This window comes from Actinomadura fibrosa (assembly GCF_900659615.1).
Classification (GTDB): Bacteria; Actinomycetota; Actinomycetes; order Streptosporangiales; family Streptosporangiaceae; genus Spirillospora; species Spirillospora fibrosa.
In genome coordinates this window covers 74,055-91,531 of the sequence record NZ_CAACUY010000015.1, presented here as the reverse complement: position 1 = coordinate 91,531, position 17,477 = coordinate 74,055, and the positions used below count along the sequence as shown (strand labels likewise).

At 75.1% G+C, this 17,477-nt stretch carries 14 protein-coding genes; 13 read left to right on the top strand and 1 reads right to left on the bottom strand.

Annotation, left to right across the window (positions count from 1 at the left end; genetic code table 11):
• Nucleotides 1-945 (top strand): hypothetical protein (locus tag E1300_RS49905; protein ID WP_165502747.1); only part of this gene is annotated, 945 nt, incomplete at its 5' end.
• A gap of 166 nt (nt 946-1,111) precedes the next feature.
• Here the strand turns inward: E1300_RS49905 and E1300_RS08885 are convergent.
• Nucleotides 1,112-1,696, bottom strand: coding sequence for a hypothetical protein (locus tag E1300_RS08885; protein WP_131756396.1), 585 nt, complete (start codon nt 1,694-1,696; stop codon nt 1,112-1,114).
• Between the two features lie 225 nt (nt 1,697-1,921).
• Between E1300_RS08885 and E1300_RS08880 the strand changes: the two genes are divergently transcribed.
• From E1300_RS08880 to E1300_RS08825, 12 genes are all read left to right on the top strand, one after another.
• Nucleotides 1,922-2,746, top strand: a complete 825-nt coding sequence (locus E1300_RS08880) for an IclR family transcriptional regulator (protein WP_165502746.1) — start codon at nt 1,922-1,924, stop codon at nt 2,744-2,746.
• On the top strand, nt 2,743-3,237 hold the full coding sequence (locus tag E1300_RS08875; protein WP_131756394.1) for a pyridoxamine 5'-phosphate oxidase family protein: 495 nt from the start codon (nt 2,743-2,745) through the stop codon (nt 3,235-3,237). The genes E1300_RS08880 and E1300_RS08875 overlap by 4 nt, the downstream gene beginning before the upstream one ends.
• Entirely contained in the window at nt 3,234-4,523 is a 1,290-nt protein-coding gene (locus E1300_RS08870; RefSeq protein ID WP_131756393.1) for a M20 family metallopeptidase, read from the top strand. The genes E1300_RS08875 and E1300_RS08870 overlap by 4 nt, the downstream gene beginning before the upstream one ends.
• Nucleotides 4,520-5,488 carry an ABC transporter permease gene (locus tag E1300_RS08865; RefSeq protein WP_131756392.1) on the top strand — a complete coding sequence of 323 codons (969 nt, stop codon included), beginning with the start codon at nt 4,520-4,522 and terminating at the stop codon, nt 5,486-5,488. The genes E1300_RS08870 and E1300_RS08865 overlap by 4 nt, the downstream gene beginning before the upstream one ends.
• Complete coding sequence (locus E1300_RS08860; RefSeq protein ID WP_131756391.1) at nt 5,485-6,732, top strand: substrate-binding domain-containing protein; 1,248 nt, start codon at nt 5,485-5,487, stop codon at nt 6,730-6,732. The genes E1300_RS08865 and E1300_RS08860 overlap by 4 nt, the downstream gene beginning before the upstream one ends.
• Nucleotides 6,732-8,255, top strand: a complete 1,524-nt coding sequence (locus E1300_RS08855) for a sugar ABC transporter ATP-binding protein (RefSeq protein WP_131756390.1) — start codon at nt 6,732-6,734, stop codon at nt 8,253-8,255. The genes E1300_RS08860 and E1300_RS08855 overlap by 1 nt, the downstream gene beginning before the upstream one ends.
• Nucleotides 8,252-9,244 (top strand): ABC transporter permease, encoded by a 993-nt coding sequence (locus tag E1300_RS08850; protein ID WP_131756389.1) that lies wholly within the window; start codon nt 8,252-8,254, stop codon nt 9,242-9,244. Before E1300_RS08855 ends, E1300_RS08850 begins: the two co-directional genes overlap by 4 nt.
• On the top strand, nt 9,237-10,247 hold the full coding sequence (locus tag E1300_RS08845) for a sugar kinase (RefSeq protein ID WP_131756388.1): 1,011 nt from the start codon (nt 9,237-9,239) through the stop codon (nt 10,245-10,247). Before E1300_RS08850 ends, E1300_RS08845 begins: the two co-directional genes overlap by 8 nt.
• The gene (locus tag E1300_RS08840) at nt 10,244-10,912 is read left to right on the top strand and encodes a bifunctional 4-hydroxy-2-oxoglutarate aldolase/2-dehydro-3-deoxy-phosphogluconate aldolase (RefSeq protein WP_131756387.1); all 669 of its coding nucleotides are present in this window, start codon (nt 10,244-10,246) and stop codon (nt 10,910-10,912) included. Before E1300_RS08845 ends, E1300_RS08840 begins: the two co-directional genes overlap by 4 nt.
• Complete coding sequence (locus E1300_RS08835) at nt 10,909-11,778, top strand: amidohydrolase family protein (RefSeq protein ID WP_131756386.1); 870 nt, start codon at nt 10,909-10,911, stop codon at nt 11,776-11,778. The genes E1300_RS08840 and E1300_RS08835 overlap by 4 nt, the downstream gene beginning before the upstream one ends.
• Nucleotides 11,778-12,926, top strand: coding sequence for a pyridoxal phosphate-dependent aminotransferase (locus E1300_RS08830; RefSeq protein WP_131756385.1), 1,149 nt, complete (start codon nt 11,778-11,780; stop codon nt 12,924-12,926). Before E1300_RS08835 ends, E1300_RS08830 begins: the two co-directional genes overlap by 1 nt.
• Nucleotides 12,927-13,000: 74 nt before the next feature.
• Nucleotides 13,001-17,467: a CHAT domain-containing tetratricopeptide repeat protein gene (locus tag E1300_RS08825; protein WP_131756384.1), complete on the top strand. Its 4,467-nt coding sequence runs from the start codon at nt 13,001-13,003 to the stop codon at nt 17,465-17,467.
• Nucleotides 17,468-17,477: the final 10 nt, after the last annotated feature.

Here is a 17,477-nt window from a genome sequence, read left to right as displayed (position 1 = left end):
CTGGCCCGGGCGTGGCTGGCCGGGCCGGAGCGGGGCGTGCCGGACCCCGGCCTCGCGTCCGCGGCCGTCGACGCCGCCCGGGCGACCGGCGACCCGGTGCTGGTGAGCGCCGGACTATGCGCGGCGGGGACGGCGGCCCTGCGCGCCGGACGGCTGCGGGAGGCCAACCGCGTCACCCGGGAGCGCCTCCTGCTGCTGCCGTCCATGGACCGCGACGACCCGTACTGCGCGCCGGAGGTCTGCAACACCTACGGCCGCGCCTGCATCTACGCGATCATGGCCGGCGACCTGGGCGGCGCGATGGCCGCGGCGCGCGCGGGCATCGGCGACGACCTGCTCAGCGACACCCACATCACGGCCAGCCGCCTGATCCAGCCGCTCGCGCTGACCGGGCGGTTCGGCGAGGCGGCCGACCACGCCGGGCGCATGTGGGACCAGTGGGAGCGGGCCGGGCGCCCGGCGCCGCTCTGGATGCTGCCGGCGGTGTGCACGGCGGAGCTGGCGTGCGCGATGCTCGGCGAGCCGGAGACCGCCGCGCTGTGGAGGTCCCGCGCCGCGGAGGTGGCCTGCGGCACGCTCGGCGCGGCCCCGGTCGCGGCGTTCGTGGACGCCCGCCTCGCCGTCCACGACGGGCGCCTCGACGACGCCGAACCCCTCGTGCGCCGGGCCTTCGCCGTCGACGCGCCACTCGACCCGTACCTCCCGTACGCGCGGGCGGCGGGCGCGGAACTGGCCGCGGCGGCGCGGCTGCCCGGCGCGGCGGACCTGGTGGCGGACGCCGCCCCGTTCGCCGAGGAGAACGCCTGGGCGGCGGCCTGCCTCGCCCGCGCGCGCGGCCGCCTCAACGACGACCCCGCCGAGCTGACTCACGCAGTCGAGGCATGGGAGCGCCTGGACGCCCAAGCCGAACGAGACTGCACGCGCGCTCTACTGCCCCGCCCATAGCGTCCCGCGATGAGGCCCCCGCGCTAGCGCCCCGCGCCCACTACCCGCCAGACGGGGGCCGCTGTTCGCCGGGCGGGGCCTGTTGTTCGCCGGGCGCGGGGCCTGTCGCTCGCCGGGTGGGGCTTGCTGTTCGCCGGGCGGGGCTTGTTGCTCGTCGGAGGGGCCGCTACTCGTTGGACGGGGTCCGTTGCTCGTCGGACGCGGACTGCTGTCCGCTGGACGGGGTCGGCTGTTCGCCGGGTGCGGGTGACAGGTCGGGGCGGTTCGGCGGCGCAGCCTGGGGGCGCTGCCATCGGTGGGGTGTCCCGGCGGGCCAGCGGAGCATGTGGCCGCGCATGCGGGTCGCCGTCGGCCGGCGCACGGCCACCCCGTCCTCCACGCCCAGGCGCATGAACAGGGTGAAGGCGGTGACGCCCGCGATGACCATGACGAAGCCCAGCGCGAGCCGCAGGCCCGCCGAGGCGGGGATCAGCAGCAGCGCGCAGAGCGCCGCGACCGCCAGGGCCGCTGCCGACCCCGTCCGCAGCGCCTGCTGCCTGCGCTGCGCCTTGGCGAGCGACGCCACCCGCACGGTCTCCGTCCTGCCGCAGACGGGGCACTGGACGTTCTGGTCCGTCCAGCCGTGCTCCGGCCGCTCGACGGGGATGGGGAGGATGAGCCACTCGCGCTTGGTGACGAAGGCTCCGGGAGTGACGGAGACCTGGTGCCCGAATCCGATCCCCGGACGCGGGCCCAGCGGCAGTCTGCTCATGCGTGCTCCTCGCCGGGCGGGTCGGCCGCCCCAACGCTAACCGCGCCGGCCGCGCCGGCGCTGCCCCGCGCCTAGCCGGAACCGGTCCGGGAGCCGTCCGAAAACCCGTCCGTGCGGGCGGGGTGGTCGCCGCCCGTCTCCGGGGTCTCCGCCGGGCGGACCGATCGAGATTCCCGCGTCCTGCTTATTGTGCAGGTCAGAGGGTGGATGCTAGGAATGGACGCTATGTCCAGAACGGGAATGGACGTGGAGTCCAAAGTGGTCCGAGAGGCCACGGGCACGGCCAAGGCGCTCGTCAAGGGCCTCGCCCTCGTCGACCTCGTCGCCGAGGCCGGTCCGCAGCGCCTGACCGACCTCGTCGAGGCGAGCGGGGTGCCGCGCGGGACCGTGCTGCGCCTGCTCGACGTGCTGTGCGGCAGCGAGTTGCTGCGCACCGACGCGTCCGGCCGCTACGAGCTCGGCCCGCGGGCGGCGGTCTGGGGGCAGCGCTTCCTCGACCGGCTGGACGTCCGCGAGCGCGCCGACGACCTGATGCGGGGCCTCACCGAGGCCACCCGGGAGACCTGCTACCTCGGCGTCCGGCAGGGGCTCCAGGTCCTCTACATCGCCAAGAGCGACAGCCCGCAGGCGGTGCGGCCCGCGGCGGTCGTCGGCAGCATGAACCCGCTCTACTCGACCGGCATAGGGAAGGCGCTGCTCGCCCACGCCGACGAGGACGTCCTGCGCGCCGTCCTGGACGGGCCGCTGACCGCGCGCACACCCAACACGATCACCGATCCCGCCGCGCTCGCCGCCGAGCTCGCGGCCACCCGGCGGCGCGGCTACGCGATCGACGAGATCGAGAACGAGGACGGGGTCCGGTGCGTGGCCGTCCCCGTGTTCGACCACACCGGCAGGGCCGTCGCGGCGCTCTCGGTGTCGGCGCCGGCCTACCGGTTCCCCCGGGAGGACCTGCCCGCCAACGCCGCCCTGGCCCTGGCGGCCGCCGCGGAGCTGTCCGCGCGGCTGGGCCACCGAACCGCAGGACACGACACCAAGGAGGTCTCATGAGCGAGACTGCCCCCGCACCCTCGGGCGCGGACGAGAGCTGGCGCGGGACCGTCGGGAGGCTCGCCGCGGACGAGGTCTCGGCCTTCCTCGCCGAGGGCCACATCGCCCGGCTCGCCTGCCTGGACGGCGACGGCTGGCCGTACGTGGTGCCCTGCTGGCACGAGTGGGACGGCGCGTCGTTCTGGGTCGTCCCGCGCGAGCGCGCCGCCTGGGGCCGCTACCTCGCGGAGGACGGCCGCTGTGCCATCACCGTGGACGAGGCCGGGACGCAGCGCAAGGTCGTCGCGCAGTGCCGGGCGCACCTCGTCGAGGAGCCGTGCTTGGACGGGCAGTGGCTGCCGATCGCCGAGCGGATGAGCGTCCGGTACCTGGGCGAGAACGGTCCGCGCTACCTGGAGCCGACGCTCGACAAGCCGCGCTGGCTGTTCCGCCTCGACCCGGTGAACATGAAGACCTGGCAGGGCAACGACTGGGCGGAGCGCTACAAGTGACCGTCCGTCCCGGCGGCGACCCGGTGACCGGCGTGCCGGCGACCGGCGGCGACGTCGTGGAGATGGCGCGGGCGCTGATCCGGATCCCGAGCCCGAACCCGGGCGGGGACGAGCGCGCGGTCGCCGGGGCCCTCACGGAGCTGGCGGTGGACGCCGGGCTGCCTGCGCCCACCGTGCTGGAACGTTCCAGCGAGCGGCCGAACCTCCTCGTCACCCTCGACTTCGGCCCGGGCGGGCGGCACCTCGTCCTGTGCGGCCACATGGACACCAAGCCGATCGGCGACGCGTCCTGGACGGTGGACCCGCTCGGCGCCGAGATCGACGGCGACCGCCTGTACGGGCTCGGCTCGGCGGACATGAAGGGCGCCCTGGCCGCCATGATCCTCGCCGCCGCCGACCTGGCCGGTAGCGGCGCGCTCGGCGCGGGACGCCTGTCGCTGCTGTTCACCGCCGACGAGGAGGACGGCGCCTACCACGGCGCCCAGTACCTCGCCGAGACGCAGGGCCACCTCGGAGCGGACGCCGTCCTGATCGGCGAGCCCGGCGGCCTGGAGGACGACTATGACGCGCTCCACCTCGGCAGCCGCGGCATCGCCCGGCTCCGCGCCGTCGCCCGCGGGCGGCAGGGCCACTCCAGCCTGTCGGACGCCGCGGGCACGCGGAACGCCGGGGTGGACGCGGCGCACGCGGCGGTGGCGCTCGCCGGGCTGTCCATCCCGTCCCCGGACGACCCGTACGGGATCCAGGGGTGGACCACGACCGTGAACACCGCGCTGGCGTTCCGCGGCGGCGTCGGGTTCGGCGTCCTGCCGGGGCGGATGGGCGTCGACACCGAGGTGCGGCTGCTGCCCGGGACGGGGCGCGACGACGTCCGCGTGCCGGTGGCGAAGCTCGTCGCCGAGGTGGCGGAGCGGACCGGCGCGGACCTGGAGGTCGAGTTCGACGAGCAGGGCTACCTGCCCGGGACGGTGTCGGACCCGTCCGGCCCGCTGCCGGAGGCGGTGCGCGCCGCGTGCCGCAGGGTGCTCGGCACGGTGCCACCGGACGCGATGTTCCCCGGGACGACCGACGCGGCCTTCCTGCAACCGGCGTGGAACGTTCCGGTCCTGCCCGCCTTCGGGCCGGGGCTGCTGCGCCGGGCGCACGGCGCCGACGAGTGGGTGTCGATCGCCGCGCTGCGCCGCGCGGCCGGCCTGTACGCGGGCGTCGCCGCGGCCTTCTGCGCCCCGGCGGACGACAAGGAAGAACACGACACCGGGGGACGCGAGAGAGGAGAGGGTCCATGACGACCCTGACCGCCGGACGGGCCGCGCGGTTCGCCCCGGCCGGCACGCTCATGCCGCTCAGCGGCCTGGCGCTGGTGCTGGTCGCCGCCGCCGTGTGGACGCCCGGCTTCTACTCCGAGGCGAACCTGCGCCTCGTCCTGTTCCAGGCCGGGCTGATCGGCGTGACCGCCGTCGGGCAGACGGTCGTCCTGCTCGGCCGCGGCATCGACCTGTCGGTCGGCGCCGTGATGGGGCTGACGACCGTGATCGTCGCGACGCAGACCGACGGGGACGGCGGCAAGCTGCCCGCCGCGATCCTCCTCGCCGTGCTGGCCGGGATCGCGATCGGCGCCGTCAACGCGGGCTTGGTCGTGCTGCGCGGTGTCCCGCCGTTCGTCGCGACGTTCGCGGTGTTCGTGCTCGTCCAGGGCGCGATCACGGCGTGGACGCGCGGCGCCGCGGCGGGCGACATCCCGCACGGCCTCCAGACGCTCGGCTCGGGGCGCGTCCTCGGCGTCCCGACGCCGCTGTGGGTGTTCGCGGGCGTCGCCGCGGTCGCGGCCGTCGTGCTCGCCCGCACCGGCGCCGGCCGCCGCCTGTACGCGACCGGGTCGAACCCGCGGGCCGCGCGGCTGTCCGGCATCCGCACCGGACGCGTCATCGCCGCCGGCTACATCGCGAGCGCGCTGCTCGCGGTGCTGGCCGGGCTGATCAGCGCGGGCTACGCCGGTCACGTCGACGCCCAGCTGTCCCGCAGCCTCGACCTCAACTCGCTGGCCGCGGCCGTCATCGGCGGCGTCGCGCTGACCGGCGGCAAGGGCCACATCGGGCACACCGTGCTCGGCGTCGCGCTGCTCGCGGTGCTGATCGTCTGGATGCTCCAGCTCGGCGCCGGGACGGGCGGGCAGCTCGCCGTCCAGGGCGCGGCGATCCTGCTGGCCACCTGGCTGCGCCAGCGCGGCCCGGCCGCGGCGGGGACCCGATGAGCACCCGCGGGCGCCGCCACGCCCTCCGTTCCCGCATCGAGGAGGTCCTCCCCGTGCCGTTCCGTCTACCCCGGGTCCGGGCCGCCGTCGCGGTGGCCGCCGCGAGCGCGCTCGCGCTGAGCGGGTGCAGCACCGAGCGGGAGTCGCCGGGCACCGGGCTCGGTGCCGCCGCCGACTGCGGCGGGAGCACCGCGCAGTCGTTCCGGCAGCAGTACGCGCAGACGTGGCGGCAGGCCGGTGACGCGATCGGCCTGCCCGGCCTGACCCCGGCGGCGGGGACGCAGGTCTGCGAGATCGACACCGCCCGCTTCGCCAAGGACCGTCCGAAGAAGGGCTACCGGATCGCGTTCGCCGCGCAGGGGCCGACGAACGCCTGGGCCACCACCAACGAGGAGGCGTTCCGGTACCGGGCGAGGCAGCGGGGCGCGAAGGTCCTGTACGCGTCCGCGAACGGGGACGTGAACAAGCAGGTCGACAACGTCCAGCAGCTCGTCGCGCAGCGTCCCGACGCGCTCGTCGTCGTCCCGATGGGCGACGCGATCACCGGGCAGGTGCGGGCCGCCGCGAGCCAGGGCATCCCCGTCGTGGTGTGCTCCGGACGGCTCGGCGAGGGCTCCGGCGCGGTCAGCACCGTCACCCGCGACTACGAGCTCCAGGGCACGCTGTGGGCCGAGTGGATCGCCCGGCGCATCGGCGGCAAGGGCAAGATCGCGATGCTGTCCGGCATCGCGGGCGTGCCCACGGCCGAGCTGCCGAAGAAGCAGGCCGAGAAGATCTTCGCGCAGCGGTATCCGGGCATCCAGGTGGTCGCGAAGCAGAACACCGACTGGTCGGCGACCAAGGCCAAGACCGTCGCCGCGCAGCTCCTCGCCCGCTACCCCGACCTGAAGGCCGTCTGGTCGGACTCGGCGATCACCGACCTCGGCGTGTACGAGGCGTACAGCCAGGCGGGCAAGCCGGTGCCGCCGGTCACCGGCGACGTCACCAACGCGTTCCTCAAGGCCGTCCAGGGCAAGGACGTCCCGTTCGCGCTCAGCGCGTTCCCGCCCGAGCAGAGCGCCCAGTGCCTCGACACGGCGCTGGACGTCCTCGCCGGCAAGAAGGTCCCCAGCCAGGTCAACGTGAACTCCGCCGTGTTCACCGACAAGCAGATCACGCAGTACGTGCGCCCGGAGTGCAGCGACGACCTGGCCGTCCCCTCCGCCCTCCCGGCGGACCTGCTCAAGAAGCTGAAGCTCTGCTGATGGGAGGCGAGACGATGACGGCACCGGCGCTGGAGGCGCGCGGCCTGGTCAAGCGGTTCCCCGGCGTGACCGCGCTGGACGGCGTGGACCTCGTCTGCCGCGCCGGACGGGTGCACGCCCTGCTCGGCGAGAACGGCGCGGGCAAGTCCACGCTCGTCAAGATTCTCACCGGGAACCAGCCGCCCGACGAGGGCGAGCTGCGGATCGGCGGCACCGCCGTCCGGCTGCACGACCCGCGCGCCGCGCTCGCCCACGGCGTGTCCGCGGTGTACCAGGAGCTGACCGTCCTGCCGGAGCTGTCCGTGCTGGACAACGTCATGCTCGGCCAGGAGGTCAGCCGCCGCGGCCTGCTGAGCCGCGACCGGCAGCGCGACACCGCCCGCGCCGCCCTGCGCCGCGCGGGCCTCGGCGACCTCGACCCCCGGACGCGGGCGGGCACGCTGTCCGCCGCCGCGCAGCAGCTCGTCGAGATCGCCCGGGCGCTGGTGCGCGGCAGCCGCGTCCTGCTGCTGGACGAGCCGTCCGCGCTGCTGTCCGGCGAGGGCCTGTCCGCGCTGCACGCCGTCGTCCGCGAGCTCGCCGCGGACGGCGTCGCGATCATCTACATCACGCACCGGCTGGAGGAGGTCCGGGCGCTCGCCGACGACGTCACCGTCCTGCGCGACGGACGGCTCGTCTCCACCGGCCCGGCGGACGCGTACCCGATCGACCGGATCGTCCGCGAGATGGTCGGACGCGACGTCGACGCCGTCTTCCCCGAGCTGGCCGAGCCCGGCGCCGAGGAGGTCCTGAGCGTCCGCGGCCTGCTGCCCGCTGGCCCCGGCGCCGCCGGGCCGGGCCTCGACCTGACCGTCCGGGCCGGGGAGATCGTCGGCGTCGCCGGGCTGCTCGGCTCCGGCCGCAGCCGCCTGCTGCGCACGCTCGCGGGCGTCCAGCCCCGCGCCGCCGGGACCGTCACCGTCGGCGGCAGCCCCGTCCGCGCCTCGCTGCACGCGGCGGTGCGGGCCGGGGTCGTGCTCGTCCCCGAGGAGCGCAAGACCGAGGGGCTGGTGCTCGACCTGCCCGTCCGCGCCAACACGACGCTGTCCAGCATCGGCGCCGTGTCGCCCGGCGGCTGGCTGTCGGCCGCCCGCGAGCGGGCGGCGTTCGAGGCCGAGCGCGACCGGTTCGGGATCCGCGTGTCGGGCCCGGAGCAGCCGACCGGGCAGCTGTCCGGCGGCAACCAGCAGAAGATCGTCCTCGCCAAGTGGCTGCGCACCCGCCCCCGGGTGCTGCTGCTGGACGAGCCGACCCGCGGCATCGACATCGGCGCCAAGGCGGAGATCTACCGGATCGTCGCCGGGCTGGCCGCCGAGGGCCTCGCCGTCGTGTTCGCGTCCAGCGAGCTGCCCGAGGTGACCGGCCTCGCCCACCGGGTGCTCGTGTGCCAGGGCGGCCGGGTCGCCGGCGAGCTGACCGGAGACCAGATCAACGAGGAGCGCATCATGCACCTGGCCCTCGGGACCTCGCGGGAGGCGTCATGACCGCGGTCACAGCCCCGGCGGGCGCCGCCCCCGCGCGGGAGCGGCTCGCGGCGGCGCTGTCGGCCGCGGCCCGCACCGGCCTCGCCGCCTGGGCGATCGTCGCGCTGCTCGTCGCGGTGCTGACCGTCGCCGACCCCGGCGGGTTCTGGACGGCCGCGAACATCGCCAACGTGCTCACCGCGACCGTCGTGCTCGGCCTGGTCGCGCTCGGCCAGCACCTCGTCGTCCTCACCGGCGGGATCGACCTGTCGGTGGGCTCGACGGCGACGCTGTCCGCGCTGCTCACCGCGATGCTGATCGACGGCTACCCGATCCGGACGATCCCGACGATCCTCGCGATGCTGCTGCTCGGCGCCGCGATCGGGGTCGTGCACGGGCTGATCGTCGCGAACACGCGGATCCCGGCGTTCGTGGTCACGCTGTCCACGTTCTACCTGATCCAGGGCATCGCCTTCATGATCAGCACGACGCCGTCCGGGCAGGTCACGAGGGCCCTCGCCGACGTCGGGATGCGCCGCTTCGGGCCGTTCCCGCTCGCCCTCGCCGTGCTCGCCGCCGCCGTCGCGATCGTCGCCGTGCTGCTGCACCGCACTCGCTTCGGGCGGCACGTTCACGCCGTGGGCGGGGACGCGGCGGCCGCCCGGTCCGCCGGGGTGCCGGTCAACCGGACGCTCGTCCTCGTGTTCGTCATCGCCGGGACGCTCGCCGCGGCGGCCGGCGTCATGCTCGCCGCGCGCGCCACCATCGGCTCGCCCAACGCCGGGCAGGGCCTCGAACTGTCCGCCATCACCGTCGTCGTGGTCGGCGGCGCGTCGCTGCTCGGCGGACGCGCCAGCCTCGCCGGGACGCTCGGCGGCGTCGCGCTGCTCGCGCTCGTCGAGAGCTCGTTCACGCTGCTCCAGCTCCCCGCCACCGCGTCCGACCTGATCCGCGGCGTCGTCATCCTCGCCGCGGCCGCCCTCTTCGTCCCGAGGTCCCACCGTGAATGAACCCCCCGCCACCCTGCCGCCGCGCGTCGTCGGGCTCGGCGAGTCGCTGCTGCGGTTGTCCGCGCCGGGGCACGAGCGGCTGGAGCAGGCCGCGGACCTGCGCGTCCACGTCGGCGGCGCGGAGATGAACGTGCTGATCGGCGCCGCCGCGCTCGGCCTGCCGGCGACCTGGCTGACCCGCCTCGCCGACAACCCGCTCGGCCGCCGCGTCGCCGCGCACGCCCGCGCGCACGGCGTCGCCGCGCACGTCGACTGGGACGGCGCCGCCCGCGCGCCGCTCTACTTCGTCGAGCACGGCGCGCACCCCCGCCCGTCCGAGGTGCTGTACGACCGCTCCGCCACCGCGATGACCCGGCTCACCCCGGACACCTTCGCCTGGGACGACGCCGTCGCGGGCGCCGGCGCCGCCGTGTGCAGCGGCATCACCTGCGCGCTCGGCCCCGGCCCCGCCGCCGCGGTCGAGGCGCTGTTCGCCGCTGCTCGCCGCGCCGGAGCGCACACCGCGTTCGACGTCAACCACCGCGCGAAACTGTGGACGTGGGAGCAGGCCGTCCCCGTGCTGCGCCGCCTCCTGCCGTCCGTTGACCTCCTGCTCGCCGGACGCCAGGACCTCCTGCGCCTGCTCCCGGACGCGTCTCCCGAGGAGACCCAGGTCGCCCTCGCCCACCGCGCGATCACCGAGTTCGGCTGCGGGACCGTCGTGCTGCGCGAGACCGCCCAGCTCACCGGGCGGCGCGTGGCGACCAGCGTCGTCGCGGTCACCGCTGGGGGCGAGGTCGCGAGCCCGACCTACGAGGCCGACGTCGTGGACGCCTTCGGGGCCGGGGACGCCGCGCTCGGCGCGCTGATCGCATCCCGGCTGACCGGCGACGACCTCGCCGCGGCCGTCGACAAGGCCGCCTGGGCCGGCGCGTTCCAGCACACCCTGCCCGGCGACGCCTGCACGATGCGCCCCGCCGACCTCGGCCGCCGCGGCGCCCCGGCGCGGAGGATCCTGCGATGAGCGACGTGATCGAGGGCGTCCGCGCGGCGGGCGCGATCGCGATCCTGCGGCTCACCGACCACCGGCGCATCGTGCCGGTCGGGCGGGCCCTGTACGGCGCGGGGCTGACCGCCATGGAGATCACCTTCGACCATCCCGCCGCGCCCGCCGCGCTCCGCGAGCTGCGCGCGGCCCTGCCCGGCGACGCGCTCCTCGGCGCCGGGACGATCCGCACCCCCGCCCAGGTGCGGCAGGCCGCCGAGCACGGCGCCCGCTACTGCGTCAGCCCGCACACCGACCCCGCGCTGATCGGGGCCGTCCTCGCCGCGGGCCTGGAACCGCTGCCGGGCGCGGGCACCGCCACCGAGGCCGCCGCCGCCCTCGACGCGGGCGCCCGCCTCATCAAGCTGTTCCCCGCCGGGCCGCTCGGCGTCGCGTACATGCGCGCCCTGAACGGTCCCTTCCGCGGCACGGCCTGGGTGCCGACCGGCGGCATCCGCCACGACGCCGTGGGGGAGTGGCTGGACGCCGGAGCGGTCGCGGTCGGCCTCGGCTCCGACCTCGTCCCGGCCGCGCCGTCCGAGACCGACGTCCCGCTGATCGCCGAACGGGCCGCCCGCGTCGCCGCCCAGGTCGCGGCCCGCGCCTCCGGCGGGACGGCCCCGGACCACGGCGGCGGCTCATGATCATCGACGCCCACCTGCACGTCTTCCGCCCCGCGGCCGTGCACCCGCGGGTCGTGGACGCCCTCGCGCCCGCCGACCGGGACGCACCCGCCGAAGACCTGCTCGCCGTCATGGCGGACAACAACGTGGACAAGGCCGTGCTCGTCCCCCTCGGCCCCGAGGACGACTACGTCGCAGAAACGGTGGCCGCCCACCCGGGACGCTTCGCCGCCATCGCCGTCGCCGACCCCGCCACCCAGGGACGCGGCCCCGGCGACCCGGTCGAGACACTCCGCACCCGCCTCGACCGGGGCTTCTCCGGCCTGCGCACCCAATGGCTCGGCGACCCGTCCCGGCCGCTCGCCTCGTCGCCGATGCTGCCCGTCCTGCGCGAGCTGGCCGACCGCGGCCTGCCGCTGTGGACCTACCTGCCGCCCTCCCAGCTCCCGCTGCTGCGCGAGCTGCCCGGCACGGTCCGCGACCTGCGGATCGTCCTCAACCACCTCGGCTTCGCACCGCACGACATGCGCATGGACGGGCACGGCCGCCCCGCGTTCGACGACCCGTTCCCGCCGCCCGTCCTGGACACCGTCCTCGCCCTGGCCCGGCACCCGCACACCTACCTGATGTTCTCCGGGCAGTACGCGCTGTCGCGCCAGGCGCCGCCCTACCCCGACCTGATCCCCGTCGTCCGGGCGTTCGCCGACGCCTACGGCGCGGGCCGCATGCTGTGGGCCTCGGACTACCCCTGGACCAGGGACGTCCCCGGCCACGCCGAGCTGCTCCGCCTGTCCGGGCGGATGCTGCCCGGCCTGTCCCCGTCCGAGAAGGCCGCCCTCCACGGCGGGACGGCCCTCACCCTCTTCCCGTCCCTCAAGGAGGCCTGATGCCGTCCATCGCCCCGAACGCCGAGCGGATGCCCCGCTCCGGCATCCGCGCGATCATGGACATGGCGTGGCGGCTGCCGGGCCCGGTCATCGGCCTGCACGTCGGCGAGCCGAGCTTCGCGACGCCCCCGCACGTCCTCGCCGCCGCCGAGGACGCCTACGCCCAGGGCCGCACCCGGTACGTCCCGAACGCCGGCGTCGGCGAGCTCCGCGAGGCCCTGTCCGCCAAGCTCGGCGAGCGCAACGGCATCGAGGCCGCGACCGAGCAGGTGATCATCACCGCGGGCGGGATGCAGGCGCTCCACCTGGCGCTCTCGGCCGTGGTCTCCGCGGGCGACGAGGTGCTGATCCCGGACCCGGGCTGGCCCAACTTCGCGATGGTCGTCCAGCTCCTCCAGGCCGTCCCCGTCCGGTACGGGCTGCGTCCCGAGCGCGGCTTCATCCCCGACGCCGATGATTTGGACGCCCTGGTCACGCCTCGTACCCGCGCGATCATCGTGAACTCCCCGTCCAACCCGCTGGGCGCGGTCCTCCCCGAGACCGAGGTGCGCCGCCTGGTCGACTTCGCCCGCCGCCACGACCTCTGGCTCGTCTCCGACGAGTGCTACGAGGCCATCACGTTCGGCGCGCCGCACGTCAGCCCCGCCGCGTTCGACACCGACGGGCGCGTCCTCAGCGCGTTCAGCTTCTCCAAGACCTACGCGATGACGGGCATGCGCGTCGGCTACCTCGTCGCGCCGCCCGCCCTCTCCGCCGTCTGCGCCAAGCTCCAGGAACCCCTCGTCGCCTGCGTCAACGCGCCCGCGCAGTACGGCGCGCTCGCCGCCCTCACCGGCCCGCAGGACCAGGTCGCCGCCGCCCGCGACGCCTACCGCGAACGCCGCGACGCCGCCACGGCCGTCCTCGACAAGGCGGGCCTGCCCTACCTTCGCCCCGAAGGCGCCTTCTACCTCTGGGCGGACGTCTCGTCCCTGTCCGGCGGCGACGTGTCCGGCTGGGCCATCCGCCTCCTGCAAGAGCGCCACGTGGCGGTCGCCCCCGGCACGACCTTCGGCCCCCAGGGCGAAGGCTGGGTCCGCCTGTCCCTGGCCACCGCCACCGAAGACCTCCTGGAAGGCCTGACCCGCCTGCTCGACCTCTCGGACTAAACCTCCCGGATTTGGCCGGACGCGGCGAAGCCGAACGGTCACGTTCCGGTGCGGTCGGCTGGTTCCCTTGAAAGGTGCTGACGGGTCTCGTTGTAGCGATTCTCGCGCTGCTGTGGGCCGTGCCCCCGCTGCTGAACACCCTCCTGACGAGGAGGTTGCGCGGAGTGCTGGCCGAACTGGTCGACCGGTGGGAGAGGTCAGGGAAGAGGCTGGTCCTGGAGAAGGAGGTGACCTCGGGCGCGGCGGCCCTGGCGAAGCGGTCGCACGGGCGCCGGACGCGCCTGGTCCTGGCGCGCTACCACCTCGCGCGCCAGAACGCCGGAGACGGTGAGACCTGGGACGATCTCGCGGAGGCGTCCGGCTATGCGGGGCTCGCCTCGGCGCGCTTCAGGCGGTTGCCCGGCGACCTGGCGTGGCTGCCGCGGATGTCGGGCTTCATCACCGCCTACGGACGCGACGCGCGGGCCGCGATGGCGGCCGCCGCCGAGGAGATCGGGACCGCGGACGACGCCGCCTTCCTCAGGGAGGTGAACGCCGCCCTCGAACGCCTCGCCGAGGTGGCGCTCCCCGAACCGGCCGAGCCCGATGTGATCGGGTTGCTGGTGCTCGCGCGGCGGCGGCTGGCCGAGGTCGCCGGGGAACTCCCCGCCACGCGGTCCGCGGCGGATCCGCCGGCGTGGCTGCTCGGCAGGCGGGCGACGTGGCTCTTCCGCCTCGCCCAGGCCTTGGTGGACGAGGAGCACGACCCCGTCCTCCTCGATGAGGCCCGCCGGCTGGCCCGGGAGGCGGCGGCGCTGCTGTCGCGGGTCGAGGACGCGGACGAGGCGGTGGACGAGGCCCGGACCGTCCTCGACGACCTGATCGCGCGGATCGACGTCCTGCGGTACGAGCCGGGCGGCGACGTTGAGGACCTGCGGCGGGGACTCGCCGGCCTCGAACGGGCGATCACGCACGCCTACCCGGAGGACACCCTCCTGGAGTTGAGGTACCGGTTCGTCGAAGGCTGCCTGGATCTGCAGACGGCCACCGGCGACACCGAGTGGGCGGGCCGGGCGGTACCGGTGCTCCGCGACATGCTCCGCCTGTATCCCGGCCGAGCCGAGGTGCCGAACTGGAAACGCATCCTGGCGAGCCGGCTGTTCGTCCTCTACCACGAGGACCCGCTGGCCTCCGAGCCCCTGCTGCGGGAAGCGGTGACCCTGCTGGACGACCCGGAGGTACGGCAGGACGAGTCGGACTCCGATCGCGGCCTGCGAGCCGCCGTCCTGACGGCTCGGTACACGGTTGAACTGGACCCCGGCGTCCGGGCGGAGCTCGGCCTCTGCGTCCGGTCGGTACTCGACCAGGCGGAGCGGGGGCAGCCCGGAGCGCTCCGGACTCTCCTCACGGTGTTCCACACCATGTTCCTGCTCTACGAGGAGCCGCTCCTCCCACCGCTGTACCACCCGCTTCTGCGACCGGCGCTCGGGACGCTCGACGAGTCCGCCCCGGAGTACGCCGAGACACTCAGGATCATTTCGGCGCTCGCCCTCATGACGGTCGATCTCGACGGGCTCGGTCTCCTGGAGACCTGTATCACCTCGCTGCGGCCCCTCGCCGCCGCGCGACCCGACCCGGGCGCCGTGCTCGTGCTGGCCGCCGCCCTGCGCGCCCGCTACCAGGCCACAGGCGAGCCCGCCTCGCTCGGCGAGGCGGACCGGCACGTTCGGACGCTGCTGGCCGAGACCACCGCCGACTCCTTCCAGGACGACGAGTACGCCTACCTGCTGATGATGGCGGGAGGGATCATCTATGACCACGCGCTGGCCGGCGGGAGACCCGGCGCCCTCCTCGAAGCCGCCGACCTGCTCCGGCGCGCCATCGAGGCGGCGCCCCCCGGCTGGCGGTTCACCCCGTCCGCGCTGGACGTCCAGGGCCAGATCCTGTGCGCCCTGTTCGAGGCCACCAGCGACCGGCGCCACCTGGACGAGAGCGTCCGGTCGCTGCGCCAGGCCGTGCAGGTCGCCGAAGGGCGCTCCGTCCACATCCTCGCGGACGCCTTGGCGAGCCTGAGCTACGCTCTGGGCACCCTGTGCCAGCACGACGCCGACGACGGCCTGCTGGAGGAGGCGCGGACCGTCGGGCGCGCCGCGGTCGCGGCCCGCCCCGACGGAGCCCGCGCCGCCAACAACCTCGGCAGCATCCTGCGGCTGTCGTACTCCCGCACCGGAGACCTCGCGGAACTGGACGAGGTGGTCGCCTGCGAACGCCGGGCCGTCGCGCTGACCCCCCGGCACCACGCGGACCGGTCCTTCTACCTGACGAACCTCGTGGCCGGCCTGCTGACCCGCTACGACGCGTCCCTCGAAGGGTTCGTGCTCGACGAGGCCCGGGCCCTCCTGGACGAGGCGATGCGGGACCTGAGCTGGAGCAGCCGGCACGCCTCGACCACGCTCGTGACCTTCTGCCACCTCCAGTACACGCTGTTCTCGCGGCACCAGGACGCCGAGATGCTCACCTCCGCGGTGGCCGCGGCACAGCGGGCCATCGGCGACATACCCACCGGAGACGTCAGGCGGATCTCGGCCCACAACTCGTTGGCCGTGCTCTTCACCGCCCACTACGAGGCGTACGGCGACCTGGGGTCGGTCGAAGAGGCGGAGGGACTGCTCGCCACGGTGACCGGCGACGACGCGATCGTCGGCACGGAACTCGTGGTCGCGCTGATGAACCGCTCCGACGCCCAGCTCGCGATCTTCCAGGAGACCGGCCGGGCCGAGGCGCTGCTCGGCGCCGAGAGCGGCCTCCGCCGCTCGCTCGGGAACGCGACCCATCTGGCGGACCAGCAGGAAGCCGCGCTGCTCCGTCTCGGTACCGTCCTGGTCGAGATCCACCGCCACCTGGGACGGCCCGACGCCCTCACCGAGGCGCGCCGGACGTTCGCCGCCATCGCAGGCGACGAGGACGCGGACGTCGACGAGCGCTTCCAGGCCGCGCGCGGTCTCGCCCAGATCATCGCGATGGGAGGTGACGCCACCGAGGCCGTGCGAGCGTACGGGAGGGCCGCCGACCTGCTGACCGAGCTCGCTCCACTGTCGATGAGCTGGCAGGACCGCCGCGACCGGCTCCGGCACCTCGCCGGTTTCGCAGCGGACGCGGCGCGGGCGGCGCTCGCCGCGGACGACGCCGAGCGCGCCGTCGAACTCCTTGAGCAGAGCCGCGGAATCCTCCTCGCGGACGCTCGTGACCTCGACGCCGACCTGGCCAGGCTCGACGAGCTGATGCCCGAGGCGTGCGCCGAGTACCGGCGGCTTCGTGAACGGATGCGCCTCCTCGGTACCGCGGAGCACCCCTCACCGGACCCTTTGCCCGGCCCGACTTCTTCCGGGGAGAGCGAACGCATCCGCGCCGAGCGCGGAGAGCTGCGCAGCAGCTGGGAGGAGTTGCTCGACTCGATCCACGCCCACCCCGAGTTCACGTCGTTCCTGCGTCCCCTGCCCTTCGACCGGATCCGGGCCATGATCGACGACGTTCCCGTCGTGATGGTCCTGGCGGGCACGGACGGCGGCCACGCCATCATCGTCTCGCCGGACGGCGCCGACCCCGTCCCCCTGCCGGACCTGACCGGCGACGCGCTCGTCCGCGAGGCCAACGCGATACAGGCGGCGCTCGCCGCCGACTTCTCGGATCGGCGGAAAGCCACCGACGACCTGCTTGACGCCCTCGGCTGGATCTGGGACGCGGTCGCCGAGCCCGTGCTCAAGCAACTCGGCATCCACGGGCCGAGCACGGGCGACCCGCCCCGGATCCGCTGGTGCCCCGTCGGCAATGCGGCCTTCCTCCCGTTGCACGCCGCCGGACGTCCGGGAATTCCCGGGCGGAGCGTCCTGGACCGCGCCGCCTCGTCCTACACGCCGACGATCCGCGCGCTCGGCCAGGCGCTCGACCAGGCCCCCGCCGCGGACGCCGCCGTCCTGGTGGTGTCCCAACCCGACACGCCGGGGGCGCCGCCGCTGAACGCGGTCGCCGACGAAGCGGCCGGGATCCTCCGGCTCGTCCCGCGGGCCCGGCACATCGAAGGGCCCGGCGCCACCCGGGACGCCGTCCTCGACGCGATCCAGCGGTGCTCCATCGCCCACCTGGCCTGCCACGGCGTCGGCGACGCGCTCGCGGGGCCGCCGCGCCTCGTCCTGCACGACCACCGCGAGCACCCGCTGACCGTCGAGTCGCTCGCACGGCTCCGGCTGCGCGCCGACCTGGCCTTCCTGTCCGCGTGCAGCAGCACGGGACCGTCCCGCAGCCGGGTCGACGAGGCCCTGCACATCACCAGCGGATTCCTCATCGCCGGATACCGGCAGGTCATCGGCACGCTCTGGCCGGTGGCCGACCGGGCCGCCGCCGACTTCGCCGTCGCGTTCTACGCCGAGCTCACCCGGGACGGGAGACGTCCGCCCGACCCGTCCCGCGCACCGTTCGCCCTCCGCGACGTGGCGCTGCGCGTGCGCGAGGACCACCCCCGTAACCCTTTCGGCTGGGCGGCCTATCTACACGTCGGAGCATGACGCATCGCGA

Bases quoted from the DNA above. Each gene is read 5' to 3' on its own strand.
- E1300_RS08830 (WP_131756385.1), top strand. From the start codon at position 11,778: ATGCCGTCCATCGCCCCGAACGCCGAGCGGATGCCCCGCTCCGGCATC.
- E1300_RS08855 (WP_131756390.1), top strand. From the start codon at position 6,732: ATGGGAGGCGAGACGATGACGGCACCGGCGCTGGAGGCGCGCGGCCTG.
- E1300_RS08850 (WP_131756389.1), top strand. From the start codon at position 8,252: ATGACCGCGGTCACAGCCCCGGCGGGCGCCGCCCCCGCGCGGGAGCGG.
- E1300_RS08875 (WP_131756394.1), top strand. From the start codon at position 2,743: ATGAGCGAGACTGCCCCCGCACCCTCGGGCGCGGACGAGAGCTGGCGC.
- E1300_RS08880 (WP_165502746.1), top strand. From the start codon at position 1,922: ATGTCCAGAACGGGAATGGACGTGGAGTCCAAAGTGGTCCGAGAGGCC.
- E1300_RS08835 (WP_131756386.1), top strand. From the start codon at position 10,909: ATGATCATCGACGCCCACCTGCACGTCTTCCGCCCCGCGGCCGTGCAC.
- E1300_RS08865 (WP_131756392.1), top strand. From the start codon at position 4,520: ATGACGACCCTGACCGCCGGACGGGCCGCGCGGTTCGCCCCGGCCGGC.
- E1300_RS08840 (WP_131756387.1), top strand. From the start codon at position 10,244: ATGAGCGACGTGATCGAGGGCGTCCGCGCGGCGGGCGCGATCGCGATC.
- E1300_RS08860 (WP_131756391.1), top strand. From the start codon at position 5,485: ATGAGCACCCGCGGGCGCCGCCACGCCCTCCGTTCCCGCATCGAGGAG.
- E1300_RS08885 (WP_131756396.1), bottom strand. From the start codon at position 1,696: ATGAGCAGACTGCCGCTGGGCCCGCGTCCGGGGATCGGATTCGGGCAC.